Source organism: Rhodococcus sp. MSC1_016 (assembly GCF_023667485.2).
GTDB classification, from domain to species: domain Bacteria; phylum Actinomycetota; class Actinomycetes; order Mycobacteriales; family Mycobacteriaceae; genus Rhodococcus_F; species Rhodococcus_F oxybenzonivorans.
The window spans coordinates 3,098,816-3,123,586 of sequence record NZ_JAMOZI020000001.1 but is presented as its reverse complement, the minus strand read 5'-3'; the positions used below and the strand labels follow the sequence as shown (position 1 = coordinate 3,123,586).

At 66.0% G+C, this 24,771-nt stretch carries 21 protein-coding genes and 2 tRNA genes; 15 read left to right on the top strand and 8 right to left on the bottom strand.

Features of this window, described 5'->3' with window-relative positions; genetic code table 11:
* The first annotated feature begins 17 nt into the window (after nt 1–17).
* The 6 genes from L1080_RS14410 to L1080_RS14385 all read left to right on the top strand — a co-directional run bounded on the left by L1080_RS14410 (nt 18) and on the right by L1080_RS14385 (nt 8,811).
* Nucleotides 18–482, top strand: a complete 465-nt coding sequence (locus L1080_RS14410; RefSeq protein WP_250771277.1) for a single-stranded DNA-binding protein — start codon at nt 18–20, stop codon at nt 480–482.
* A 115-nt stretch (nt 483–597) separates the two neighbouring features.
* Nucleotides 598–2,277: an energy-dependent translational throttle protein EttA gene (gene ettA / locus L1080_RS14405; protein ID WP_109328817.1), complete on the top strand. Its 1,680-nt coding sequence runs from the start codon at nt 598–600 to the stop codon at nt 2,275–2,277.
* A gap of 1 nt (nt 2,278) precedes the next feature.
* On the top strand, nt 2,279–2,704 hold the full coding sequence (locus tag L1080_RS14400; RefSeq protein ID WP_109328819.1) for an acyl-CoA thioesterase: 426 nt from the start codon (nt 2,279–2,281) through the stop codon (nt 2,702–2,704).
* Between the two features lie 107 nt (nt 2,705–2,811).
* The gene (locus L1080_RS14395; RefSeq protein WP_250771280.1) at nt 2,812–7,710 is read left to right on the top strand and encodes an NAD-glutamate dehydrogenase; all 4,899 of its coding nucleotides are present in this window, start codon (nt 2,812–2,814) and stop codon (nt 7,708–7,710) included.
* Nucleotides 7,707–8,132: an acyl-CoA thioesterase gene (locus L1080_RS14390; protein ID WP_159921304.1), complete on the top strand. Its 426-nt coding sequence runs from the start codon at nt 7,707–7,709 to the stop codon at nt 8,130–8,132. The genes L1080_RS14395 and L1080_RS14390 overlap by 4 nt, the downstream gene beginning before the upstream one ends.
* Nucleotides 8,125–8,811 carry a hypothetical protein gene (locus L1080_RS14385; protein ID WP_250771284.1) on the top strand — a complete coding sequence of 229 codons (687 nt, stop codon included), beginning with the start codon at nt 8,125–8,127 and terminating at the stop codon, nt 8,809–8,811. Before L1080_RS14390 ends, L1080_RS14385 begins: the two co-directional genes overlap by 8 nt.
* Here the strand turns inward: L1080_RS14385 and L1080_RS14380 are convergent.
* From L1080_RS14380 to L1080_RS14370, 3 genes are all read right to left on the bottom strand, one after another.
* Nucleotides 8,801–9,727 carry an EamA family transporter gene (locus L1080_RS14380; RefSeq protein ID WP_250771289.1) on the bottom strand — a complete coding sequence of 309 codons (927 nt, stop codon included), beginning with the start codon at nt 9,725–9,727 and terminating at the stop codon, nt 8,801–8,803. The two genes, L1080_RS14385 and L1080_RS14380, sit on opposite strands and share 11 nt — an antisense overlap.
* Complete coding sequence (locus L1080_RS14375) at nt 9,715–11,313, bottom strand: glycoside hydrolase family 13 protein (RefSeq protein ID WP_250771292.1); 1,599 nt, start codon at nt 11,311–11,313, stop codon at nt 9,715–9,717. The genes L1080_RS14380 and L1080_RS14375 overlap by 13 nt, the downstream gene beginning before the upstream one ends.
* Before the next feature lie 67 nt (nt 11,314–11,380).
* On the bottom strand, nt 11,381–11,776 hold the full coding sequence (locus L1080_RS14370) for a globin (protein WP_159921312.1): 396 nt from the start codon (nt 11,774–11,776) through the stop codon (nt 11,381–11,383).
* Nucleotides 11,777–11,963: 187 nt separating this feature from the next.
* Between L1080_RS14370 and L1080_RS14365 the strand changes: the two genes are divergently transcribed.
* The 4 genes from L1080_RS14365 (at nt 11,964) to dinB (ending at nt 14,814) form a co-directional block, all read left to right on the top strand.
* Nucleotides 11,964–12,635: an HNH endonuclease gene (locus L1080_RS14365; RefSeq protein WP_201453553.1), complete on the top strand. Its 672-nt coding sequence runs from the start codon at nt 11,964–11,966 to the stop codon at nt 12,633–12,635.
* Nucleotides 12,636–12,711: 76 nt separating this feature from the next.
* Nucleotides 12,712–12,972, top strand: a complete 261-nt coding sequence (gene ctaJ / locus L1080_RS14360; RefSeq protein ID WP_250771295.1) for an aa3-type cytochrome oxidase subunit CtaJ — start codon at nt 12,712–12,714, stop codon at nt 12,970–12,972.
* Nucleotides 12,959–13,438, top strand: coding sequence for a DUF5130 domain-containing protein (locus tag L1080_RS14355; RefSeq protein ID WP_109328834.1), 480 nt, complete (start codon nt 12,959–12,961; stop codon nt 13,436–13,438). The genes ctaJ and L1080_RS14355 overlap by 14 nt, the downstream gene beginning before the upstream one ends.
* 149 nt (nt 13,439–13,587) lie before the next feature.
* A complete protein-coding gene (gene dinB / locus L1080_RS14350) occupies nt 13,588–14,814 on the top strand; it encodes a DNA polymerase IV (protein ID WP_250771299.1) in 1,227 nt (408 codons plus the stop codon).
* A gap of 111 nt (nt 14,815–14,925) precedes the next feature.
* Here the strand turns inward: dinB and pepN are convergent, their stop codons facing one another.
* Together pepN and L1080_RS14340 are read right to left on the bottom strand one after the other, a co-directional pair.
* On the bottom strand, nt 14,926–17,505 hold the full coding sequence (gene pepN, locus L1080_RS14345; protein ID WP_250771303.1) for an aminopeptidase N: 2,580 nt from the start codon (nt 17,503–17,505) through the stop codon (nt 14,926–14,928).
* A 73-nt stretch (nt 17,506–17,578) separates the two neighbouring features.
* Nucleotides 17,579–18,817, bottom strand: coding sequence for an NAD(P)/FAD-dependent oxidoreductase (locus tag L1080_RS14340; RefSeq protein ID WP_159921320.1), 1,239 nt, complete (start codon nt 18,815–18,817; stop codon nt 17,579–17,581).
* Between the two features lie 147 nt (nt 18,818–18,964).
* On the opposite strand from L1080_RS14340, the gene L1080_RS14335 reads away from it, so the two are divergent.
* A complete protein-coding gene (locus tag L1080_RS14335; RefSeq protein WP_109335002.1) occupies nt 18,965–19,594 on the top strand; it encodes a mycothiol-dependent nitroreductase Rv2466c family protein in 630 nt (209 codons plus the stop codon).
* A gap of 7 nt (nt 19,595–19,601) precedes the next feature.
* Here L1080_RS14335 and L1080_RS14330 read toward each other — a convergent pair whose 3' ends face one another.
* A complete protein-coding gene (locus L1080_RS14330; RefSeq protein WP_159921324.1) occupies nt 19,602–20,579 on the bottom strand; it encodes a M48 family metallopeptidase in 978 nt (325 codons plus the stop codon).
* A gap of 68 nt (nt 20,580–20,647) precedes the next feature.
* Between L1080_RS14330 and L1080_RS14325 the strand changes: the two genes are divergently transcribed.
* Together L1080_RS14325 and L1080_RS14320 are read left to right on the top strand one after the other, a co-directional pair.
* A complete protein-coding gene (locus L1080_RS14325; protein WP_159921326.1) occupies nt 20,648–21,121 on the top strand; it encodes a ribose-5-phosphate isomerase in 474 nt (157 codons plus the stop codon).
* Nucleotides 21,122–21,134: 13 nt separating this feature from the next.
* Nucleotides 21,135–21,932, top strand: coding sequence for an Fpg/Nei family DNA glycosylase (locus L1080_RS14320; protein WP_250771306.1), 798 nt, complete (start codon nt 21,135–21,137; stop codon nt 21,930–21,932).
* Nucleotides 21,933–21,977: 45 nt separating this feature from the next.
* Here the strand turns inward: L1080_RS14320 and L1080_RS14315 are convergent, their stop codons facing one another.
* Nucleotides 21,978–22,790: a DUF1542 domain-containing protein gene (locus L1080_RS14315; RefSeq protein ID WP_250771309.1), complete on the bottom strand. Its 813-nt coding sequence runs from the start codon at nt 22,788–22,790 to the stop codon at nt 21,978–21,980.
* Nucleotides 22,791–22,994: 204 nt separating this feature from the next.
* Nucleotides 22,995–23,065: transfer RNA gene (locus L1080_RS14310), tRNA-Gly, on the bottom strand.
* A gap of 139 nt (nt 23,066–23,204) precedes the next feature.
* Here L1080_RS14310 and L1080_RS14305 point away from each other — a divergent pair.
* Nucleotides 23,205–23,281, top strand: a tRNA-Pro gene (locus tag L1080_RS14305).
* Between the two features lie 61 nt (nt 23,282–23,342).
* Nucleotides 23,343–24,719 carry a trigger factor gene (gene tig / locus L1080_RS14300; RefSeq protein ID WP_208961939.1) on the top strand — a complete coding sequence of 459 codons (1,377 nt, stop codon included), beginning with the start codon at nt 23,343–23,345 and terminating at the stop codon, nt 24,717–24,719.
* Nucleotides 24,720–24,771 lie beyond the last annotated feature (52 nt).

Sequence of the window (24,771 nt, the reverse complement as noted above, 5' to 3'; positions counted from 1 at the left end):
GACACAGGAGGAGCGCGATGTACGAGACACACGGCACGGTGGTCGGCACGGTCATCACTACACCGGTCACACGATCCGGATCCGCCGGCGAGGAGTTTCTCGCCTTCCGGATGGCAAGCACGGTACGCCGCCGCGACTACACGACGGGGGAGTGGCGCGACGGCAGCACGCTGTACCTCACGGTCACCTGCCGGCGCCGGCTGATGTCCGGCGTGGTGCAGTCGCTGGCGAAAGGGGATCCGGTGATCGTCACCGGTGAACTGCGGACCAACGAATACACGACGCGAGACGGCGTCGCACGGACCGACCTCGAGTTGAGCGCCACCGCGGTCGGACCCGATCTTGCGCGGTGCACAGCCGTCGTCGACCGGGAACCCCGGACCGTTGCGCCTGTGGAAGCAATGGAAACTTCTTCCACGGAATCTGCCTCCACGGATTCGGTCTCCACAGAACAGGCAGCCGCAGAGACGCTCGTCGCCTGATGCGGCGCCGGGCACCCGCGCAGCCGGGTGCCCGGGCGAGCCGGAAAGCATCCGTTCACCTCTTCCCACGATCCGCAAATGTGGGTTCGACGCCCTACACCATTAGGCTGGCCACATGGCTGAGTTCATTTACACGATGAAGAAGGTGCGCAAGGCGCACGGTGACAAGGTCATCCTCGATGACGTCACGATGAGCTTTTACCCCGGCGCCAAGATCGGTGTGGTCGGCCCGAACGGCGCGGGTAAGTCCAGCATCCTCAAGATCATGGCGGGGCTGGATCAGCCGGGCAACGGTGAGGCATTCCTGGCTCCCGGTGCCTCCGTCGGAATCCTGATGCAGGAGCCCAAGCTCGACGAATCCAAGACTGTTCGCGAGAACGTCGAGGAGGGCATGGGCGAGACCATGGTCCAGCTCAAGCGGTACAACGAGATCGCCGAGCTGATGGCAACCGACTACTCCGACGAGCTGATGGAGGAGATGGGCAACCTTCAGGAAAAGCTCGACCATGCCGATGCATGGGAGATCGACTCCCAGCTCGAGCAGGCCATGGACGCTTTGCGTTGTCCGCCGCCGGAGGAGATGGTCACGCACCTCTCCGGTGGTGAGAAGCGCCGCGTCGCGCTCTGCAAGCTGCTGCTCAGCAAGCCCGACCTGCTGCTGCTCGACGAGCCCACCAACCACCTCGACGCGGAGAGCGTCCTGTGGCTCGAACAGCACTTGGCGGCCTACCCCGGCGCCATCCTGGCCGTCACCCACGACCGGTACTTCCTCGACCACGTCGCGCAGTGGATCTGTGAGGTCGACCGCGGCCGCCTGTACCCGTACGAGGGCAACTACTCCACCTACCTGGAGCAGAAGGCAGCGCGGCTCGAGGTTCAGGGCAAGAAGGATCAGAAGCTACAGAAGCGACTGAAGGAGGAGTTGGCTTGGGTCCGCTCCGGAGCGAAGGCCCGCCAGGCCAAGAACAAGGCTCGCCTCGACCGGTACGAGGAGATGGCGAACGAGGCGGAGAAGACCCGCAAGCTGGACTTCGATGAAATCCAGATTCCGGCGCCGCCGCGCCTCGGTGACGTGGTGGTCGAGGTATCGAACCTCGACAAGGGTTTCGACGGCCGTGTGCTGATCAAAGATCTGTCCTTCACACTTCCGCGGAACGGAATCGTCGGCGTCATCGGTCCCAACGGTGTCGGTAAGACCACACTGTTCAAGACCATCGTCGGTCTCGAGGAACCGGATGCCGGTGAGGTGAAGATCGGTCAGACCGTCAAGCTCAGCTACGTAGACCAGAACCGCACCGGGATCGACCCCGACAAGACGGTGTGGGAGGTCGTGTCGGACGGTCTCGATCACATCGTCGTCGGACAGACCGAAATGCCGTCCCGCGCGTACATCAGCTCATTCGGCTTCAAGGGACATGACCAGCAGAAACCTGCCGGTGTGCTTTCCGGTGGTGAGCGGAACCGGTTGAACCTGGCAATGACCCTCAAGCAGGGTGGCAACTTGATCCTTCTCGACGAGCCGACCAACGACCTCGACGTCGAGACGCTCGGCTCGCTGGAGAACGCGCTCGAACAGTTCCCCGGCTGCGCCGTCGTGATCTCCCACGACCGGTGGTTCCTCGACCGGACCTGCACCCACATCCTCGCGTGGGAAGGCGGCTTCGGTGACAACGAGGCTGCCTGGTACTGGTACGAGGGCAACTTCGAGGGCTACGAGGAGAACAAGGTCGAACGCCTCGGACCGGACGCGGCACGTCCGCACCGTGTCACGCACCGCAAGCTCACCCGGGACTGACGTGGGAGAGCCGGCAGTCTTCACCTACGAAGTGCAGGTGCGGTGGGGCGACTCCGACAGACTCGGGCACGTCAACAACACCCGATTCGTCGAGTACATGCAGGAAGCGCGAATCCATTTCCTGACGACGGAATTGGCTGCTGCCGGTGCACGTCCCGGTGCGATGGTGGTGCGCAAGATGGACGTCGAGTTCCTGCGCATCATCACCGACGACTCCGGTCCGTTGAAGGTCGACGTGACAGTGCAGCACGTGGGCACCTCGTCGTACACGATTCGGCATGTCGTCACCGACCGATCCGGGGCAGTGTGCGGGACGGGTGACGCCCTGCTGGTGGCCTTCGACGTCAAGACCGAACGCTCACGCCCGCTGTCCGACGCCGAACGTGCCGGGCTGGGGCGTTACCTCGCACCGGTCAGTACCGGCTGACCAGCGGGGTACGCGGCGGCCTGAAGTTCACCCTCCGTTCCGACCGCCGCGGGATAGTCTCGAGGAGTACTGCCCGCGGCGATCGGACGAAGAGGATGTGGTCACCGATGACGGAATCGGCAGCGCTGAGGGATGCGGAGTGGGCCCGGAACCTGCCCGAGGCGCTGAGATCTCAGGTGCCGGCCCTCGCTGCCACGTACTTTCGGCATGTCGATCGTGGCGACAGTGAAAGCGCGGTCAACGGTGCCTCCGACGCCGTGCTCGCCGCCCACCTGACACTGGCACTGCAACGCCCGCCGGAGCGGGCCGTCACCCGGGTGTATCGCCCCGGAGACGGCCACCACCTCGGCGCATCCCTGCAGATCGTCAACGACGACATGCCGTTGCTGGTGGAGTCGATCACCGGGCTGCTCAACCGACTCGGTATCGGCATCAGCGAATTCGTCCACCCCATCATCTCGGTACACCGCGATCCCATCGGCGCGCTGCGCGGAATCCTGCTCGGCGACAAGGACACTGACACCACCGAGCATCGCCTCACCGAGTCCTGGATTCACGTTCAACTCGACCCGCGCGCAGAAGCCACCGTCCTGGACAGGCTGGAGACGGAAGTCGGGAACGTCCTGTCGGATGTTCGCCAGGTGGTCCGGGACACCGACGCCATGCGGACTCTCCAGCGGAACCTGGCCGACCAACTCGAGGCGTCGGCGCCGAGGCCGGGTGCGACGAAAGAAGACCTGGAAGACTGCGCCGACCTCCTTCGGTGGATGTCGCAGGGCAATTACGCAGCGCTGGGGTACCGCCGATTCGAACTGGGCGAGCCCGACTCGTCAGGACAGCGGAAACTCGAGGTCGTCCCGGGTAGCGGACTCGGACTGCTGCGGTCCGACACCGTCACCGACGGACAGTTCGGCCTGCCCCCGGCGGCGGAGATTCCAGACCGCCCGCTGCTGGTTCTGACCCAGGGGTCGTTTCCGGCCACCGTGCACCGTTCGGTGTACCCGTTCTATGTCGGGGTCAGCATTCTCGACTCGAACGGCACCATCGTGGGCGAGCACCGGTTCCTCGGTGTCTTCACGGTCACCGCACTGCACGAGAACGTCCTCGACATCCCGGTCATCGCCCGCCGCGTGCGTGCAGTGATCGATCGGGCAGGCTTTCAGCTGAACTCGTACTCCGGGCAGGCCATGCTCGAGGTCATCCAATCGTTCCCGCGGGCGGAACTGTTCTCCAGCGACGCCGACACGTTGTTCGACACCGTCACGGCCGTGCACAGCATCGGGTTGCGCAGGCAGCTCCGTCTGTTCGTGCGGGAGGACTTTCTGGGCAGGTTCGTCTCCTGCCTGATCTACCTTCCCCGGGACCGATACACGACGCGCGTGCGGATCGCGATGCAGAACATTCTCCTACGGGAACTGGGAGGGGGCACACTCGAGTACACCGCACGGGTCACGGAACTCGACCTTGCACTGTTGCACGTCACCATCCGCAGGACTGCTGAGGAGATGGGCACCAGACTGGCTCTGTCGGACGTCGATCGTGAGCGCATCCAGGCGATGCTGTCCGAGGCGAGCCGCAGCTGGGACGATCATCTCGGTGATCTCGTCGCGGTCACACCCGGGGCGGATTCGGTTCTGGTGCAACGTTATGCGGACGCTCTGCCCGAGGGGTACAAGGAAGACTTCGACCCCGCGCGTGCTCTGGACGACCTGGTGCGACTCGAATCGCTGGACGAGGGCACGATCGATCTTCATCTCTACCGTGACCCCGACGCCGTGGTCGGTCACTGGCGTCTCACGCTGTACGTCGGGGGCGAGGGAATTTCGCTGAGCAAGGTGCTTCCCGTCCTGCAGAGTCTGGGAGTCGAGGTACTCGACGAACGGCCCTATGCGGTTCCCCGGCCGGACGGCTTCAGTTGCTGGATTTATGATTTCGGGCTGTCGGTTCCGGCCGAGTTGCTGCGCGATTCGGTGGAGGACGACCTGGACGCCGAGTTGGCGGACGAGGGTGCGAGCTCGGCGCCGAAACTGCAGGAACGGTTCACCGAAGCTTTCACCGCTGTGTGGTTCGGACGTTCCGAGGCGGACCGGTTCAACGAACTGGTCCTCCGGGCCGGGTTGGCGTGGCGGCAGGCGGCAATTTTGCGCGCGTACGCGAAATATCTGCGGCAGGCCGGGTTTCCTTACAGCCAGTTTCACATCGAGGGCGTGGCACTGGCCAATCCGCGTTCGGCGTGCACCCTGGTCGAACTGTTCGAGGCCATGTTCGATCCCGAAACTCCCTCCGTCGAACGGGTGTCCGAGCTCGAGACGCGGCTGCGGCACTTCATCGACAGAGTCGTCAGCCTCGACGCGGACCGCATTTTGCGGGGCCTCTTCGGCCTGATCCAAGCCACCTTGCGTACCAATTACTTCGTCACGGACGAGGCCGGCAACCGACGCGAGTATCTGTCCGTCAAGCTCGATCCGTCGAAAATTCTGGAGTTGCCGAAGCCGCGCCCGAAGTTCGAAATCTTCGTCTACTCACCGGATGTCGAGGGCGTCCACCTACGATTCGGGCCGGTAGCCCGTGGTGGTCTTCGCTGGTCGGACCGACGCGAGGATTTCCGCACCGAGATCCTGGGCCTGGCGAAGGCGCAGGCCGTGAAGAATGCCGTGATCGTGCCAGTCGGTGCGAAAGGCGGATTCGTGGTCAAGAATTCGCCGGTTCCCACGGGCGATGCGACGCTCGACCGGATGCAGGCGCTCGAGGCCGGTCAGAACAGGTACCGCACCTTCATCTCCGGGCTGTTGGACCTCACCGACAATGTCGACCAGGCGTCGGGCAAGGTGGTACCGCCCCCCGGGGTCGTGCGCCGGGACGGTGACGACCGGTATCTGGTCGTCGCCGCAGACAAGGGCACCGCCAAGTTCTCGGACCTCGCCAATTCCGTTGCCCAGCAGTACGGATTCTGGTTGGGTGACGCTTTCGCCTCCGGTGGGTCGGCGGGATACGACCACAAGGAAATGGGCATCACCGCGCGGGGTGCGTGGGAGAGCGTGAAGCGGCATTTCCGGGAAGTGGGGTTGGACACGGCGCGCGAGGATTTCACCGTCGTCGGTGTCGGGGACATGAGCGGTGACGTCTTCGGAAATGGAATGCTGCTGAGCCGGCACATTCGTCTGGTCGCGGCATTCGACCATCGCCACGTTTTCCTCGACCCCGATCCCGATGCAGCGCGGTCCTTTGGGGAGCGATCCCGCCTGTTCGCTCTGCCTCGTTCGTCGTGGGCCGACTACGACACCAGCCTGATCAGCGACGGCGGGGGCGTGTGGGACCGGACTCGCAAATCGGTTCCGATCAGCGCTCCGGCACGCGCAGCTCTCGGGCTGGACGACACGATCACCGAACTGTCCCCGCCGGAACTTGTCCGTGCGATCCTGCGGGCACCGGTCGACCTGTTGTGGAACGGCGGTATCGGCACATACATCAAGGCGTCGGGCGAAACCAATGCGATGGTCGGCGACAAGAGCAACGACGCCGTCCGGATCGACGGCAACGAGGTGCGTGCCCGAGTCGTGGGGGAGGGTGGCAACCTCGGGGTGACCGCTCTGGGACGAATCGAATACAGCCAGAACGGTGGACGAATCAACACCGACGCCATCGACAACTCGGCAGGGGTCGATTGCTCCGACCACGAAGTGAACATCAAGATCCTGCTCGATTCCCTCGTGAACAGTGGCGCGTTGCCGTCCGAGGAGCGCAACCCGCTCCTGGCCTCGATGACCGACGAGGTCGCCGACCTCGTCCTCGCCGACAACGTCGCACAGAACAACCTGCTCGGTGTCTCACGGACGAGTGCGGTACCGATGCTCACCGTGCACCGGCGGCAGATCGCCGACCTGGTGAAGCGGCGCGGACTCGATCGGAAAATTGAGGTGCTGCCCACCGACGCCGAGATCACGCGCCGCCGTCAGGCCGGTCAGGGTCTGACGTCGCCGGAACTCGCCACGCTCGTCGCCCATGTGAAGCTGGCGCTGAAGGATGATCTCCTCGCCACCGACCTGCCCGACAGCGACACGTTCGCGCCGCGCCTCCCGCGCTACTTCCCGAAAATACTGCGGGAGCGCTTCCGGACAGCGATCAAGGCGCACCCCCTGCGCCGGCAGATCGTGGCGACCATGCTCGCGAACGAGACCATCGACAACGGCGGCATCACCTTCGCGTACCGGTTGGCGGACGAGTCCGGAGCGAGCAGCACCGACGCCATTCGTGCCTACGCCGCAGTCACCGAAATCTTCGCCCTCCCCGATGTGTGGGCGCGCATCCGGTCCGAACACCTGCCGGCCGCACTCGAGGACGATCTGATTCTCGAATCGGGGCGGGTCCTCGATCGTGCGTCGCGGTGGTTCCTCACCAACCGGCCGCAGCCGCTGGCCGTGGGAGCCGAGATCGCGCGTTACTCCACCGATGTCCGGAAGATGTCCCCTAAAGTCCCACACCTACTCAAAGGCCATCAGGTCGAGGACCTCGAAACCCGGGTACGGCCGCTGATTCTCCGCGGGGCGCCCGAGGACATCGCCTTCGAGGTATTCCGCCTACTCGATCTGTACTGCCTCCTGGACATCAGCGACGTGTCGGACATCGCCGAACGGGATATCGACGAGGTGGCCGAGCTGTACTACGAACTCGACGCCCACCTCGGGATCGACTGGCTGCTCAGCGCTGTCTCCACGCTGGCTCGCGGTGACCGGTGGCATTCACTGGCGCGGCTGGCGTTGCGGGACGACCTCTACAGTTCGCTGCGGCAGCTCACGATGGAGGTGCTCCTCGGCGGCGAGCCGGACGAAAGTCCGCGCGAGAAGATCGACGACTGGGAATCGACCAATGCCTCCCGACTGGGTCGGGCGAGGTCCGCTCTCACCGAAATTTTCGAGTCTGGGACCCTTGACCTCGCGACGCTCTCGGTGGCGGCGCGTCAGGTACGCAGCATGGTGCGAGGTGTGGGCACCCGATCGGAGGTATGACGTTGAGCGAGGGTTTTCACGCGGAGGTCGAAGTTCGTTGGTCGGACATGGACGTCTTTCAGCACATCAACCACGCTCGCATGGTCACCTTGCTGGAGGAAGCGCGGATTCCCTGGCTGTTCGAGAATGATCGTCCGACGGTCACGCTGCGCGACGGTGCCGTCGTCGCCGACCTCCACGTTCGTTATCGCGGGCAGCTTCGGCACAGCGACTCTCCACTCGACGTCCTGATGTGGGTGCAGAAGGTGCGGGCGGTCGATTTCACGATCGCGTACGAAGTGCGCCCGAAGGGGGTCGACATATCGGTGCCGGCGTCGATCGTGGCGTCGACGCAGATCGCGGCCTTCGACATCGATACGCAGCGGCTGCGCAGGCTCACCGCCGTCGAGCGCGAGTATCTGGAGAGCTGGCAGCGTGTATGAGCGGACCCTGTCCATTCCGGATTCCACGGAGCGGGGTGACCTCGCCACGTTCGTCGCACGCGTCGTCCGTTTGGACGAATCCGCGGTGGTCCGCCTGCGCCAACGGGGCGCGAATCGGCTGACCGTTTGGGCGGCAACAGGATTCGATGTCCTCGCAGTGCGCACAGTCGGTGGGTCCGTCTCCCCGGACGATACGTCCGCCGCCGGTGACCAGCTGCTGACGGCACTGCGATCGGTGAACGCGGGTGACATCGACCCCGGATACTCGATGGACTCGGCGTGGCGGGGCGCACTGCCGCCCGCGGAGGGTTTCGTGCACATCGACGACGTCCCGGCGCGGGTGCTGGTCGACCTCGCCCAACGCGGAGCCGCCCTGGCGCAGGAGCACGGAAGCAGTCAGGGTCCTCCCGCGTCGCTGCTCGATCAAGAGGTGCTGCAGGTGCACGGTGCCGGGCAGACGGTGGGTGTGGCCATGCGGGTGGTGTTCGCCCTCACAGCACTCGGATTCATTCCGCACGCGGGCTCGGATCGCTTGACTGCCGACATCGACCTCGAACGCATCGACGCCTCGGAGCTGGTCCGGGTCCGCGCCACCGCGTCGTGGCTGCGGGTGGATGCCCGGTTCGGGTCCGTCTACCGTCACCGCGGCGGGACGATCCCGCTGTCGGTCACCCGGTAGCACCTGACGGTGTTCGCAGTGTGCTCACCGCGAGGACGGCAAGTGACGCGACCACCGAGGCCATCCCGATGCCCGCGACGACGGTCAGTTCCTCGCCGAGTATCGCGGTACCCAGGAGCGCCGCGACGACGGGCTCGGTGAGCGTGAGCGTGGCAACCGTGGCGGGCGGGAGACGGCGCAGCCCGGCCGCGAACAGTAAGTAGGCCAGCACCGTCGGAACGAGCACCAGATAGCCGGCCGCGGCGGCCCCCGCTGCCGTGTTGAGACCGCCGGGCCAGGTCGCGATCAGAACGGGCAGCAAGAACAAGCCGCCGAGCCCGAACATCTGTCCCATGGCGGCCTCGGGACCTGCCCCAGCTTCCATCAGGGACGAGCCCGCCACCGTGTAGGTGGCGTAGCCGAGGCCCGCGATCAGTGCGGGGACTGCGCCGGCGAGCATGTCGGACGAGTCGGTGTTTGCGCCGGTCCCCGCCACGATTAATGCCATTCCGGCCACTGCGATCACCGTGGATACCGCCCATAACGGGCCGGGCCGGTGTCGATGGACCGCCCATTGGAGTGCGCCGGTGAATGCGGGGCCGGAGCCGAGCGCGATCATCGTCCCGGCCGCGACCCCCGCGCTCTGCACACCACTGAAGAACCCGAGTTGGTAGGCGGCCACACCCAGTCCGCCGCACACGGCCGGCAGGTACCGACGGGCTCCGGGTGCGCATTCGAATCCGAGGCCTCCCCGTAGCGCCGCGAAGGCGGCGAGAAGAGCCCCGGCTGCGGCTACCCGGGCAGAGCCGACTGCCAGCGGGTCGAGATCGAACCCGAGTGAACGGGAGGCGAGTGCCTGAGCGGTCCCTGTGGTTCCGAACAGGATCGAGGCGGCGACGACGGCCGCGACGGCAGGGGTGCGCGTCAGATGAGCCACGCAGCAGCGTCAGGGGGCAGCTGCCCGTCGACGAGGGGCGCGCTGCTCAGAAGTACTTCGCCCGGCGGCAGCGAGATGGGTGCATCGGTGGCATTCAGCGCGCAGATGAGACCACCGCCACGACGGAACGCGAAGCAGCCGGGGGGACTCCCGTACCAGTCGACGCCGGGACCGGAGAACTCCGGGCGGAGCTCGCGCAGTTCGAGCGCAGCGCGGTAGAGGGAGAGAGTGGAGGTGACATCCTCGAGCTGCGCCTCCGCCGTGAGCGACGACCAGTCCTCGGGCATTGGAAGCCACGTCGACGCGCCGGTGGTGAACCCGAACGGCGGTTCGGTGCCCTCCCAGGGGAGCGGGACTCGGCACCCGTCACGACCCCGTTCGGTGTGTCCGGAACGCTCCCACACCGGGTCCTGCAGGGCGTCGTCGGGAAGGTCTACGTTGGGCAACCCCAGCTCGGCGCCGTTGTAGATGAACGTGGTGCCGGGCAGCGCCAGTTCGACCAGAGCCATGGCGCGGGCGCGGGCGAGGCCGATCACACCACCGCCGTAACGGGTGACCTCCCGGTCGACGTCATGATTGGACAGCGTCCAGGTGGGCGTGGCACCCACCTGTTCGACCGCTGCCAGGGAATTCTCGATGGCCTCGCGCACGGATTCCGCCGAGAATTCGGCCTCGGCAAGGCGGAAATTGAAGCCGAGATTCAGCTCGTCGGGGCGGATGTACTCACCGAAGCGCACGTTGTCGCGCACCCAGATCTCCCCGACCGCCATGGCGCCGGGGTATTCGTTCAGGATCTTGCGTATCCCGCGGTGGATGTCATGGACGGACGGGTGGTTGAACCGCGGGTCGTCATCGGCGTTCTGCAGAAGTGCGTTGGTGTCCCAGTCGTGGTCCGGCAAGCCCTCGGGTTTGGCCATTCCGTGGGCGACGTCGATGCGGAAACCGTCGACGCCCCGATCGAGCCAGAATCGGAGCGTCTTCTCGAGGTCCTCGAACACCTCGGGGTTGTTCCAGTTCAGGTCGGGCTGTTCCGCGGCGAACAGGTGCAGATACCACTGCCCGGGCCGGCCGTCGGGCTCGGTGATCCTCGTCCATGCGGGACCACCGAAGATGCTCGGCCAGTTGTTCGGCGGTTCGGAGCCATCCGGTCCCCGGCCGTCCCGGAAAATGTAGCGGTCCCGTTCGGGGCTGTCCGGCGACGCCTGGAGGGCGGCTCGAAACCACTCGTGCTCGATGCTGGTGTGATTGGGGACCAGGTCCATCGTGACTTTGATCTGGCGAGCGTGCGCGGCTTCGATCAAGTCGTCCATGGCGTCGACGTCGCCGAACAGCGGATCGATGTCGCGAGGATCGGACACGTCGTAACCGTGATCGGCCATGGGTGACCGCATCACCGGGCTCAACCAGAGGGCGTCGACACCCAGCAGTTCCAGGTATCCCAGTTTCTCCTGCACACCTCGGAGGTCGCCGACACCGTCACCGTTCGCGTCGGCGAACGAGCGCGGGTAGATCTGGTAGAAGACCGCTTCGGACCACCAGGGTGCCGGCTGCATGTCGTCGGCGGACGTTTCGGCGGGAGTACTCACAAACGCCCATCGTGCCAAAGGTTCGCGTGCACCACGAGTCGACCGGCGGAATCGACGCGGCGCCCGTTCAGAACGCGGAGTTCACCATCGACGCCGCAGCCATCTCCATGTAGTCGGTCAGGGCGCGCCGATGTGCGTCGTCCAGGGTTTCCGAATCGATGGAGGCAATGGCCGTGTGCATGCATCGCAGCCAGGCGTCGCGCTCGAGGGGGCCGATCTTGAAGGGGTGGTGGCGCATCCGCAGGCGCGGATGTCCCCGTTCGTCGGAATAGGTGTGCGGTCCACCCCAGTACTGCTCGAGAAACATACGCATCCGGCGCTCGGCCGGACCCAGATCTTCCTCCGGGTACAGGGGCCGGACGATGTCGTCGTTGGCGACTTCCTCGTAGAACCGCGCGGTGAGCTTGCGGAACGTCTCCGCTCCGCCCACCGCCTCGTAGAAGGTCTGCTGCACGTCAGTCATGGCATCTCCCATTGTGCACGTGCCTTCGGGGAACTCGTGCCGCCGGATACCCCGGCCGTTCCCGGCAGGGCGTTTCCACGGCGGCGTCACCGTCCGTTCATCCGCCGTCCCTGCAAGTTTGTCGAAAAATGGGCGTGCACGGGCAGGCATTTCATGATGCACTTGGTGGCAATCTCTCGGAGGTCGCATGAAGAATCGACACAGCGCCCGCGCGCACCGACAACGTGTGCCCACTGATGCCCGGAGTGCCGAGGTGTCAGGGGCGTTTGCACTACAAGTGATTACCGAAGGCTCCGCGCAGCGCGCAGGGCCTTCTTTCCCGGTCGAGAACGCGGTACCCCTCTGGGTCAAGCGTCGGGTGCTGCTGCTCAATGTCACCTATGAGCCCCTCACCGCCCTCCCGGCCCGACGCGCAGTCGTCCTCATGACCTGCGGAAAAGCCGACACGGTCCACGAAGATCCGCAGGCGCCGGTCGTGCACTCCGAGCAGTGGTCGGTGCAGGTACCGTCCGTGATCCGTCTCCGGAACTATGTCCGTGTGCCCTATCGCGCCCGCATCCCGATGACCCGTGCGGCACTCATGCACCGCGACCGGTTCCGCTGCGCGTACTGCGGGGCCAAAGCGGAGACCGTCGATCACGTCGTTCCCCGCAGCCGCGGTGGGGAGCACTCGTGGGAGAACTGCGTGGCCTGCTGCGCGCCGTGCAACCATCGCAAGGCGGACAAACTCCTCAGCGAACTCGGATGGACGCTGCGGGCCGCCCTGGTACCGCCCTCGGGTCCGCACTGGCGTCTGCTGGCATCCACCAAAGATCTCCATCCTTCGTGGATGCCCTACCTGGGCGAAGGCGCAGCCTGACACTCCGGTCGCTCGCTCGCGGAGAACTTCGGCCCTGACGCTTCGTCGCACACGGTTCTCGGCTACCGTTTGCCGTGTGAGCATTCTCGAGACAGTGCTGATATTCGTAGGAATCCCGGCGTTGATCACCGCTTTCTTCGCGGCGATGTCGTTCGTCGGCAAGAAGACGTCCGGTCCCGTGCCGCCTGCATTCCACCTCGGTGAGGAATGGACGCACGCACCCGTGTTGTGGAGTGCCGTCGACGAGGTGACCACCCATGGTCACCACGGGGGGCACCATTCCGCTGTGGCCGGCTCGGCAGATCTGATTGGAGGCAGGGCAAGTGGCAAGTGGTGATCTGATTCCCGCGTCCCGGGTATCCGAGGAAGATCTGCCCGTGGGCCACGTGGTGACGGCCAGTGGCCGGATCTCGGGCGTGCACCGCGCGGGTGAGCCTTTCGAGGACGACCTGCCGTTCACGACGGACGAACTCGTCCGCCTCGACGATGCTCTCACCGAAGGCACCCGGAAGACGAAGGTACGGTTCAACGCCTACATCGGCGATCTCGGCGTCGACACCGCTGTCGGAGCGGATGCACTGTTCCCGAGCACGCCGGAGGCGGAGCGTTCCGTTCTGATCGCAGTCTCGCCGAACCAGCGGACGGTCGAGATCCGCAGCGGCGTCGCGGTGGCCGATCGCGTGACCGACCGTGTTGCCCAGCTCGGCGCCACCGCCGCCGTCGCCTCGTTCGGCGACGGCGATCTGATCGACGGACTCGTCAGCGCGATCCGCGTGATGAGTGCGGCGATCTCTTCCCCGTAACTCCGGTAGTACCTGCTTTTCCGACGGCCCGGCGAGATTCAGTCCACTGAACCGCGCCGGGCCGTCGGCTGTCGAACAGGTGCCGGGAGGGGGTCGAGCGCCTTCCGCGAGGAGGACACTCGACTTCTGTCGGTGGTCGATGCGAACATATGTTCGTGTCGTCGTCTTCGCGCTCCCGGATCTCGAGCGGTCCCGACGCGACCATCTTGCATGCCGACCTCGATGCGTTCTATGCCTCGGTGGAGCAGCGAGACGATCCCAGCCTGCGTGGCCTGCCGGTGATCGTGGGGGGCGGTGTCGTACTGGCAGCCAGTTACGAGGCAAAGGCCTACGGGGTTCGCACGGCCAGCAGCGCATCTCGGGCGCTTCACCTGTGCCCGCATGCAGTCGTGGTGCCTCCGCGTATGTCGGCGTACGCGGCCGCGAGCAAGGCCGTGTTCGACGTGTTCGCGCACACCACCCCGCTCGTGGAAGGCCTGTCGATCGACGAGGCTTTCCTCGACGTCGCCGGCCTACGCAAGATCGCGGGGACTCCGGTCGAGATCGCCGCACGACTGCGCCGCGAGGTGCGCGAGCAGGTGGGCTTGCCCATCACCGTCGGCGTTGCCCGCACCAAATTTCTCGCGAAGGTTGCGAGTGCGGTGGGAAAGCCCGACGGCCTGTTGCACGTGCCGCCCGATCGGGAACTGGAGTTCCTCCATCCGTTGCCGGTCGAACGGCTGTGGGGCGTCGGTGCCATCACGTCCGGAAAGCTCCGCGACGCGGGGATCGGGACAGTGGGTCAGTTGGCCCACTACCCGGAAGAGGTGTTGGTCACCATCGTCGGCCCGGCCGCGGGGCACCACCTACACGCGCTCGCGTGGGCCCGCGATCCCCGTCCGGTGGAGGTCGGACGAAGGCGGAGATCGGTGGGCGCCCAGCACGCGCTCGGTAGGCGCCCGAAGTCGCGGGAGGACGTCGACGCTGCCCTCGTCACCTTGGTCGATCGGGTGACGCGCCGGCTTCGCCGCGGTCGACGGGTCGGGCGAACGGTGGTACTCCGGCTGCGTTTCGACGACTTCACCCGGGTCACCCGCTCGCATACCCTCGTGCAGCCGTCGGCGCAGACGCAGACCATCCTTCTCTCGGCGCGGGGCTTGCTGGACAAGGCGATGCCGATGATCGAGTCGAAGGGAATCACCCTCGTCGGTGTCGCCGTCGCGAATCTCGAGGACGACTGTCCGCAGCAGCTGGCGCTGCCGTTCGACCCTTATTCCAGCAGTTCCCTCGACACCACACTCGACAGCGTCCGCGACCGCTTCGGGTCTTCGGCCGTCACGCGTGCCGTACTCCTCGGCCGGGACCCCGGCATTTCGGTGCCGATCCTGCCGGACTGACACGTCCTCTGACAGGCTCGTCGTCCTCGTCGTCCTCGGCGGACGCTGCGGGGCGAAGGAACCTTTCGGCGCACCTGACGCGTCGAAAGATCCATTCGCCCCGCGACGCGGTCAGCTCGCGTCGAACTTGCGTGCTGCCAGGGAGCGGACGATGCCCGCGCGGCCTTCCACCACCAGCCGGCGTAGAGCGGGCGGGTGGTCACCGGCCAGGAACTCGTCGGCCGCTGCCACCGACTTCTCGCTGATCGACCAGGACGGGTACAGGCCGACCACGACGGTCTGTGCCACCTCGCTCGACCGCCGCTCCCACACCGCGGGAATGTCCGCGAAATAGCGGGCCACGTACGGCTCGAGCAGTTCCGACTGACCCGGTCCGGAGAACCCGCCGATGATGGCGCGGGCGGTGATGTTCGGCAGCGAGTCGTCGCCGATCACCTTGGTCCAGGCCTGTTCTTTGACGGCCGCCTGCGGCCGGAGCGTGGCCACGGCCGCAGCCTGACGGGCCCCTGCGGCCGTGGGATCGCGCTTGGCTTCGGCGTCGATGAACGGCGATTCGACGCCGTCCGCATCGATCTCACCGGCTCCGGCCAGTGCCCCCACGATCCGCCAACGGAGATCGGTGTCGACCACGAGGCCGGGCAGCCCGACGGTGTCGGGTTCCGCGTCGAGCAGCTCCTGCAGGACCTCGGTGTGCCACGCCGACAGCTGCGCACCAGTCAGCGCGTTCACGAACGCCAACTGGTGGTCCGACCCTGCCGCGGCCTCCCGGGCCAGTTCGAGGAGCCGGTTCGCGAAGTCGGGCCACCCGTGCTCCTTCGCCCACTCGGGGTCGGCGTAGCTTCCGAGCGCGGTGTGCGCCTGCATCAGGAGCCGCTGCACCACACCGACTTCGGTTTCGGCGCTGATGCCGCGCTGCACCAGAGCGACGAAGTCCCGTGCCTTCAGCTCTGCCTGACGTGTCATCTCCCACGCTGCGGACCAGACGAGGGTGCGGGGGAGCGATTCCGCAATGTCCCCGATCCGCTCGATGGCCGTGGCGAGGGAGTCCGGATCGAGGCGCACCGAGCAATAGGTGAGGTCGTCGTCGTTGACCAGGATCAGTTGGCCCCGCTCCACACCCACCAGTTCGGCGACGTCGGTGCGTTCCGTGGCCTCGAGGTCGAGTTCGGCCCGATGGGTACGCACCAGCTTGCCGTCTCGATCGCCGTAGACGCCGACGGCGATGCGGTGCACGCGGCGTTCGCCGGCACCCGGTGCGGCACCTTCCTGAATGACGCTGAAGCGAGTGAACTTACCGTCGGCGTCCACCTCGAAGTCGGGGCGCACGATGTTGAGGCCGGTGGTCTTGAGCCACTGCGCACCCCAGTCCGACAGGTCGCGGCCCGAGGACTTTTCGAGCGCGCCCAGCAGGTCGTCGAACGTCGCGTTGCCGAACGCATGCTCGCGGAAGTAGTCCCGCAGCCCCGCCAGGAACGGCTCCAGCCCGACGTAGGCGACGAGCTGCTTGAGGACGGACGCGCCCTTGGCGTAGGTGATGCCGTCGAAGTTCACCTCGACGGCGGCGAGATCGGGGATGTCGGCGGCGATCGGGTGCGTGGACGGCAGTTGGTCCTGGCGGTAGGCCCACGACTTCTCGACATTGGCGAAGGTCGTCCACGCGCTGGTGTACTCGGTCGCCTCGCTCTGGCACAGCACCGATGCGAAGGTGGCGAACGACTCGTTGAGCCACAGGTCATCCCACCAGCGCATGGTGACGAGGTCGCCGAACCACATGTGCGCCATCTCGTGCAGTACGGTCTCGGCCCGGCGTTCGTACGACGCCCGGGTCACCTTGGACCGGAACACGTAGTCCTCGAGGAAGGTGACGGCGCCGGCGTTCTCCATTGCCCCGGCATTGAACTCGGGCACGAAGAGCTGATCGTATTTGCCGAACGCGTAGGGCGTGCCGAAGTTGCGGTGATAGAAGTCGAAGCCCTGCTTCGTTTCCGTGAAGAGGCGCTCGGCGTCCATGTGCTCGGCAAGCGAGGCGCGGCAGAAGATTCCGAGAGGAATGGCACCGTGCTCGTCGGAGTACGTGTCGGTCCACTCGGCGTAGGGTCCGGCGATGAGCGCCACCAGGTAGGTACTCATCTTCGGGGTGGTGCGGAAGAGATGGCGTCCGGCCTCGGCCTTGACGGATTCGACGGTGGCAGAGTTCGAGATCACCTTCCAGTCGGCGGGGGCGGTGACGTGCACATCGAACGTCGACTTCAGATCCGGCTGATCGAAGCAGGCGAACATTCGCTTGGCGTCGGCAGTCTCGAACTGCGAGTACAGGTAGACGGCCTGATCGGTGGGATCGACGAATCGGTGCAGTCCCTCCCCGGTATGGGAGTAGACGCAGTCGGCCTCCACGACCAGTTCGTTCTGCTCGGACAGGTCGGTGAGCGCGATACCGGTGGCCTCGTCGTAGTCCGCCACGTCGACAGGTGAACCGTTCAAGGTGGCCGAATGCACACGGGCCGCAACGATGTCGATGAAGGTGGACGTGCCGGCGACGGCGCCGAAGGTGACGGTGGTGCGTGAGCTGAACGTCTCCACACCGGGCTTCCCGGCCCCGTCGGTGAGATCGAGTTCGATGAGGTAGTTGTCGACGGTCAGCAACCGGGCGCGTTCGGCTGCCTGCTCGCGGGTCAGGTTCGGTGGGGCCACAGAGGTCTCCTCGGGGATGGGCGGCGGTGCTCGTACTCGATGCTGCCATCCCATCACGAGTGGACCGGGGCCGTTAACCGGAGACGTCGACCAAAGGGACTGCCGGATCGGCCAGACGGTCGGGGTCGACCGGAGCCGACGAGGACACCAGTTGCTTGATCTGATCTGTCACATCCCAGATATTGACGTTCATTCCGGCGAGCACCCGGTTACCGGAATCGAGCCAGAAAGCGATGAACTCGCGGGTGGCGTAGTCGCCGCGCACGATGACCCGGTCGTAGGAATCGTGCGGTGCGTATCCCACGTACTCCATGCCGAGGTCGAACTGGTCGGTGAAGAAGTACGGCAGGTTGTCGTACTGCGCCGTGTGGCCGAGCATCGTCGCTGCGGCGACTGCGGGCTGGTTCAGCGCGTTCGCCCAGTGCTCGACCCGGATTCGTGTTCCGAGCCGAGGATGCAGATGCGCGGCGATGTCGCCCACGACGACGACGTCGGGATCACTGCTCTGCAGTCCTGCGTCGACGAGGACGCCGCCGCCGTCGACGTCGAGTCCCGCCTGCTCGGCGAGTTCGATGTTCGGGGCGGCGCCGACCGCTACCAGGACCGCGTCGGCGGGCAGCACGGTGCCGTCGCCGAGTCGCACGCCGGTTGCCCGGCCGTCCTCGACCAGTATTTCCTCGACCTTGGCGGCCAGATGCAAGTGGACGCCGTGCTCGCGATGCAGCTCCGCGAAGACCGTCCCGATCTCCGGGCCGATCGAGCCGCTCAGCGGGACCTCCGCAGCCTCCACCAGTGTCACGTCGGCGCCTCGTTCCCGGGCCGACGCGCCGACTTCGAGCCCGATCCAGCCGGCACCGATCACGACCAGACGGCCGTGCTCGCCGACTGCTTCGATGAGGGCGTCGGACTCGTCGACAGTGCGAAGGTAGTGAACCCCTGCAGCGTCCGACCCCGAGATGGGTGGCCGGCGAGACCGGGAGCCGGTGGCGAGTGCCAGCTTGTCGTACGAGAGGGTCGAACCGTCCGGGAGCGTCACGGTGTGGGCGGCGAGATCGAGGGCGGTGGCAGCGGTGCCGAGCCGCAAATCCACATGGTGGTCGCGGTACCAGTCGCCGCGGTGCACGATGAAATCGGCGAGCGCCTTCTTGCCTGCGAAGTGTTCCTTCGACAGTGGAGGCCGCTCGTAGGGGAGGTGATCCTCCTCGGACAGGAGGATGATCGAACCGTCGAAGTCTCTGGCGCGCAACGCTTCCGCGGTTTTCGCGCCTGCGAGACCACCGCCGACGACGATGAACGTACGAGTGGAAGACATGGGGAACTCCCTTCCAGCCGGTGCCACTGGCTGATCATCTCGACCCTACTGCGGCGCAGCGGACCGGCGGGAAGGATTGGCCGCGACTCCGTGTTGACACCCGTAGACCTGGAATGGGCCGACGACACCACCGAGAAGGAGTAACACGTGAGTGCAGGTACGAACGCTGGAACCACGAAGGACACCGCGGATTTCTGGTTCGATCCGCTGTGCCCCTGGTGCTGGATCACGTCCCGATGGATCCTCGAGGTCGCGCAGGTCCGTGACATCGAGGCCAACTTTCACGTGATGAGCCTGGCGGTTCTCAACGAAGGTCGGGACCTGCCCGAGCAGTATCAGGAATTGATGGAGAAGGCGTGGGGGCCGGTGCGAGTGCTGATCGCGGCTGCGCAGCAGCATGGCGACGACATTCTGCTGCCCCTGTACACGGCGATGGGCACGAAGATCCACAACGAAGGCAACAAGGATTTCGCCGACGTCGTGGTCAAGTCTCTCGCCGAGGTGGGACTGCCCGCCGAGCTTGCGGGCGCAGCCGAGTCGGACCGGTACGACACCGCGTTGCGTGAGAGCCACGCTGCGGGCATGGACGCCGTCGGACCCGATGTCGGAACACCGACCATCCACGTCAACGGTGTCGCGTTCTTCGGCCCGGTGCTCTCACGTATTCCGCGCGGTGAGGACGCCGGCAAGGTGTGGGACGGCGCTGTCGCGTTGGCCGGCTACCCGCACTTCTTCGAGCTCAAGCGCACGCGCACCGAAGACCCTCAGTTCGACTGAGGTTCGTTCACATCCGGGCGGGCCCGGCCGGGTCGATCGCGTACTGCAGCTGCTGCGGATCGCGGTAGATCTGGCCGGGCTTGACGAAGAGATGCCCGTGTCGGGTGCGGTTACGCAGCGCTGCCGCCCGCCAGGTGAGAACCGGATGTCCGGACAGCAGATTGACGAACCACGGAAAGAATCCGCGTTCGGTGGTGGCCCTATCGGCGAGTTCGTCGAAGCCGACGACGCTGACGAGGTATTTGCCCGCACCGAGGACGCCCATCGCGCCGCGAGCGCCCTGGGGCCGCACGCAGAAGCCGTGATTGTCCGCGGTGTACTCCATGGACCGGAACAGCGCCGATCCGACGACGGGAATGTAGTTGGCCGCGAACTGTCCCAGCTGCCGCCAGTAGGAGGCGTGACCCGCCGCGATGTGTCCCACCTCGTGGCCGATGATGAAGGCGAGGGCGTCCGGTTCGCGCGCCTCCCCACCGATCTCGAAGAGGTCGCTGTACACCACGACGAAACGTCGGAATCCGTGCCCGGACGCGAACGCGTTGATCCGGCCGTTCCCGAGCACCACATAGGCGTCGGGCGGCTCGGCCATTCCGAACCGTGCCGCCGCCTCGGCCACCATGCGGTAACCGTCCGGGAACTGGGTGGGCGTCATCTTGATGCCGTTCACCTGTTGCGAGCCGTACAACTGCCCGCGAGCGATGGCGATGAGGATCGGGGCGACGAGTACGACCACAACCCAGGTGGAGACCACACCGAGTACGAGCGACACGATCGCCGCCGTGTAGGCCACGACGGTGAGGGCGACGGCGCACACCAGAAGCGGAATCTCCCACGAATGCCGCGCCGGGCGGTCGTTCGGCATCAACCCCGGGGCAGGCAGCGGGGGAGGTGTCCATCCCATTCCGCTGTTCCACTGCGGCTGCCCGGATGCCGGCAGGTGTCCCGGATGCACGTGTCCCCAGTTCTGTCCGTTGTCGGGATACATGCTGATCACGATAGGCGCACCGGGGTCGTGAGACGATTCGCTCCCACCGCCTGACAGAATCTCCAGTCATGCGCGTATACCTGGGTGCCGACCATGCCGGATTCGAACGTAAGAACGAGATCATCGAACACCTCACCGCCACCGGTCACGAGGCCGTCGACTGCGGTGCTCACGTCTACGACGCCGTCGACGACTACCCCGCCTTCTGCATCGAGGCGGCTCGCCGGGTGGTCGAGGACGAGGGCAGTCTCGGCATCGTTCTGGGCGGCAGCGGCAACGGCGAGCAGATCGCAGCCAACAAGGTGCCCGGCGCCCGCTGCGCGCTCGCGTGGAGCGTGGAGACGGCTCAGTTGGCGCGTCAGCACAACAACGCCCAGCTGATCGGGATCGGCGGACGCATGCACTCACTCGAGGAGACCCTGGCGATGGTCGACGCCTTCCTCACCACGGAGTGGTCGAACGAGGAGCGGCACCAGCGCCGGATCGACATCCTCGCCGAGTACGAGAAGACCGGCGTCGCCCCGGCAGTGCCCGAGGCCTGACGAGAGAACTTCCATGCCCGAGGGCCCCACACTTCACCGGCTGGCACGCTTGCATCAGCGCCGATTCGGTCGTGCTCCGGTGCGGGTGTCCAGCCCGCAGGGCAGGTTCGCGGAAGAGGCGGCGATTCTCGACGGGCGCGTCCTCCTGAAGGCGGAGGCGTGGGGCAAGCATCTGTGGCACCACTACGAGGGCGGGTTCGCCGTCCACGTTCACCTCGGTCTCTACGGCACCTTCACGGAGGCGCCCGTTCCGATGGACCCGCCGGTGGGCCAGGTCCGGATGCGGATGGTCGGTGCCGAGTTCGGCACCGACCTTCGAGGTCCCACCGCGTGTGAATTGCACGACGAACTTCAGGTCGCCGCTGTGGAGGCCAGGCTCGGACCTGATCCACTCCGCACGGACGCAGATCCCGAGAAGGCGTGGAAGCGGATCGCCTCGTCGAAGACGGCAATCGGAGCCCTGCTCATGGACCAAGCCGTCGTCGCAGGAATCGGCAACGTCTACCGGGCGGAGGTGCTCTTCCGGCATTCGATCCACCCCGAGCGGCCCGGCCGCGAACTGTCCCACGACGAGTGGGACGCAGTGTGGGCCGATCTCGTCGACCTCATGAAGCTGTCGGTGCGCCGCGGTCAGATTCATGTGGTCCGGCCCGAAGACGACCACGGCGAACCGCCCTACGCGAAGGGGCGTCCCCGAACCTATGTCTATCGTCGGGCAGGGGAGCCGTGCCGGATCTGTGGAACAGCGGTTGCCCATTCGGTCATGAAGGGGCGCAACCTCTTCTGGTGTCCCACCTGCCAGCCGTCCTGACCCGGCGGCGTCGCGCACACCAATTCCCGGTCACGAGACGGCGACTCAGATGTCGAAACCGCCGAAACCGCCGTCGCCGCCGAAGCCCATGAACCCATCGCCGCCGCCGCTCATGTCGCCGCCGGCGTCGCCGCTCATATCGCCGCCGGTGTCGCCGCCATCTCCACCGTCCCCGCCCGAGTCTCCGGTGTCGGCAGCGGCGTCGCCCTGACCGCTTTCCCAGTCCTGGGCGCCGTACGCCACCCCCGACATTCCGGAGAACATCGCGGAGAACAGGAACATCGAGCCGACGCCCCAGGCACCGGCAATGAGCGCCGGTTTCCACCACGGCTCCGAGTACCAGCCGGCGGGGACGGGGCGGCCCGCGACTCGACCGCCGGGGTAGTAATTGGGGGTTCTCGGCGAGGGATTCGGTGACGCGGCTACCTGACGCCCCTCGAAGTCGACCTCCCGGTCCTCGGTGACCTGACCGGCCACCTTCTGGCCTTCGAGGGTGGGAATCTCGGGCCCGGGGTCCATCCCCATCGCGATGCGCGCGGCGCGGATGTAATACAGACCCTCGAGGGCGGTCTGCTTGGCGAGACGTGCCTGTGTCGGGGTGTCGGCCTGATCGATCTGCGACCCAGCGGCGATGTAGCGCTCGGACGCGTCGGCCAGCGCCTGCTTGGACGCGTCGTCCGAACCGACGAGGTTGTAGACCTGTCCGCCGAGACGCTCGATGGCCTGCCGGGCGTCCGCCTTGGCATCCTCGAGTTGGTGTGCCGTCTGCTCCGCCCGTGTGTTGCGGCCTCGCACGACCAGGAACCCGACCGCGGCGATGATCACGAGGATGAGTAGGAGTTCCGCGAGAGCCTCCAAGGGCCGAGCGGCCGTCGCCAGGACGAATCGGACAACTCCCAGCCTACCGAGGAAACCGGGGATTACGCGTTGGGCGAACGCGGGGACGGTCGGGCAACGAGATCTCCAAGTTTGTGACGCATGTCACAAGGTCGTGGATTGCGTGCCCCGGCCACCAGAGCACGAAAAAGGAGCGCTTCCGCGAGGGGAAACGCTCCCGTGTCGAGGGGATGACGGGAATCGAACCCGCGTAATCAGTTTGGAAGACTGAGGCTCTACCATTGAGCTACATCCCCGTGCATACGACAACCTGGGATCGCCATGCATGTCGTCTGCGATGTCAGACTGTACCCAATCCCGCTTTGGATTTCATAATCGGGGGGCCGTAGGATTCTTCCTCGGGTCCTCGCGAGGTTGGCGAGAGCCTGCTCGGACCGGGGTGTAGCGCAGCTTGGTAGCGCATCCGCTTTGGGAGCGGAGGGTCGCAGGTTCAAATCCTGTCACCCCGACCAGAACCACAGGGCAGGCAACTGCCGCACAGTAAAGAGCACGACCACACGAAGGAGCCAGTCCGTGAAGAGCACCGTCGAGCAGCTCAGCCCGACGCGAGTCCGTATCAACGTTGAGGTGCCCTTCGAGGAGCTCAAGCCTGATTTCGACAAGGCCTACAAGGCCCTCGCGCAACAGATCCGTCTCCCCGGCTTCCGTCCGGGCAAGGCACCGGCCAAGTTGCTCGAAGCTCGTGTCGGACGTGGAGCCGTCCTGGAGCAGGTCGTCAACGATGCACTCCCGTCCCGCTACTCCGAGGCCGTCACCACGGCTGCGGTGAAGGCGATCGGTCAGCCCGAGATCGAGATCACGAAGATCGAGGACGGCGAGCTCCTCGAGTTCACCGCCGAGGTCGACGTGCGTCCCGAGATCACGCTGCCCGACTACAGCGAACTCAGCGTCACCGTCGATCCCATCGAGATCACCGACGAGGCCGTCGAGGAGCAGCTGCTGTCGCTGCGTCAGCGCTTCGGCACCCTCACCGGCGTCGATCGTCCGGTTCAGGACGGCGACTTCATCTCCATCGATCTGTCGGCCACCGTCGACGGTGAGGCCGTTCCCGAGGCCACCGCGAGCGGACTGTCGCACGAGGTCGGCTCCGGTCAGCTGATCGAGGGCCTCGACGAGGCCGTCATCGGTCTCTCCGCCGGCGAGTCCAAGGAGTTCACCTCGACACTCGTCGCCGGTGATCATGCGGGCAAGGAAGCCGTCGTCACCGTCACCGTCGGAACCGTCAAGGAGCGCGAGCTCCCGGCCGAGGACGACGAGTTCGCTCAGCTGGCAAGCGAGTTCGACACCCTCGATGAGCTGAAGGCCGACCTGCGCGAGCGCGTCGGACGGGTTCGTAAGGTCGAGCAGGCGGGGCAGATCCGCGACAAGGTCCTCGAGACCCTGCTGGAGACCGTCGAGGTTCCGCTGCCCGAGGCCGTCGTCAAGGCCGAGGTCGACGCGGCACTGCACGACGCCGTGCACAGCCTCGACCACGACGAGGACGCCCTGAACAAGGCTCTCGAGGAGCAGGGCACCAGCCGCGAAGAGTTCGACAAGGACGCCAAGGAGAGCGCCGAGCGCTCGGTGAAGACCCAGCTGCTGCTGGACGCCATCGCCGACGCGTCCGACGTCACTGTGGGCCAGGACGAACTCACCGAGCGCATCCTGTTCCAGGCCCAGCGCTACGGCATGGCTCCGGAGCAGTTCATTCAGCAGATCCAGCAGGCCGGCCAGCTCGGTGCCGTCTTCGCCGACGTGCGCCGCGGCAAGGCTCTCGCCGGTGTCGTCGAGCAGGCCACCGTCACCGACACCACGGGTGCCACCGTGGACACTGCGGAACTGTTCGGCAACGGCGAGACCGAAACCGATGAGCCCGCCGCGGATTCCGCCGAGGGCGAAGACCAGAGCTAACGCTGGTCGCGGGGTGTTTCCCGCATGTTCGGCGGTGAGTTGTTTTCCGCTT

What these genes read in the sequence shown, in the direction of transcription:
- L1080_RS14410 (WP_250771277.1), top strand. Translation starts at nt 18, where the DNA reads ATGTACGAGACACACGGCACGGTGGTCGGCACGGTCATCACTACACCG.
- ettA (WP_109328817.1), top strand. Translation starts at nt 598, where the DNA reads ATGGCTGAGTTCATTTACACGATGAAGAAGGTGCGCAAGGCGCACGGT.
- L1080_RS14395 (WP_250771280.1), top strand. Translation starts at nt 2,812, where the DNA reads ATGACGGAATCGGCAGCGCTGAGGGATGCGGAGTGGGCCCGGAACCTG.
- L1080_RS14390 (WP_159921304.1), top strand. Translation starts at nt 7,707, where the DNA reads ATGACGTTGAGCGAGGGTTTTCACGCGGAGGTCGAAGTTCGTTGGTCG.
- L1080_RS14370 (WP_159921312.1), bottom strand. Translation starts at nt 11,776, where the DNA reads ATGACTGACGTGCAGCAGACCTTCTACGAGGCGGTGGGCGGAGCGGAG.
- L1080_RS14365 (WP_201453553.1), top strand. Translation starts at nt 11,964, where the DNA reads ATGAAGAATCGACACAGCGCCCGCGCGCACCGACAACGTGTGCCCACT.
- dinB (WP_250771299.1), top strand. Translation starts at nt 13,588, where the DNA reads ATGTTCGTGTCGTCGTCTTCGCGCTCCCGGATCTCGAGCGGTCCCGAC.
- L1080_RS14340 (WP_159921320.1), bottom strand. Translation starts at nt 18,817, where the DNA reads ATGTCTTCCACTCGTACGTTCATCGTCGTCGGCGGTGGTCTCGCAGGC.
- L1080_RS14330 (WP_159921324.1), bottom strand. Translation starts at nt 20,579, where the DNA reads ATGTATCCCGACAACGGACAGAACTGGGGACACGTGCATCCGGGACAC.
- L1080_RS14325 (WP_159921326.1), top strand. Translation starts at nt 20,648, where the DNA reads ATGCGCGTATACCTGGGTGCCGACCATGCCGGATTCGAACGTAAGAAC.
- L1080_RS14320 (WP_250771306.1), top strand. Translation starts at nt 21,135, where the DNA reads ATGCCCGAGGGCCCCACACTTCACCGGCTGGCACGCTTGCATCAGCGC.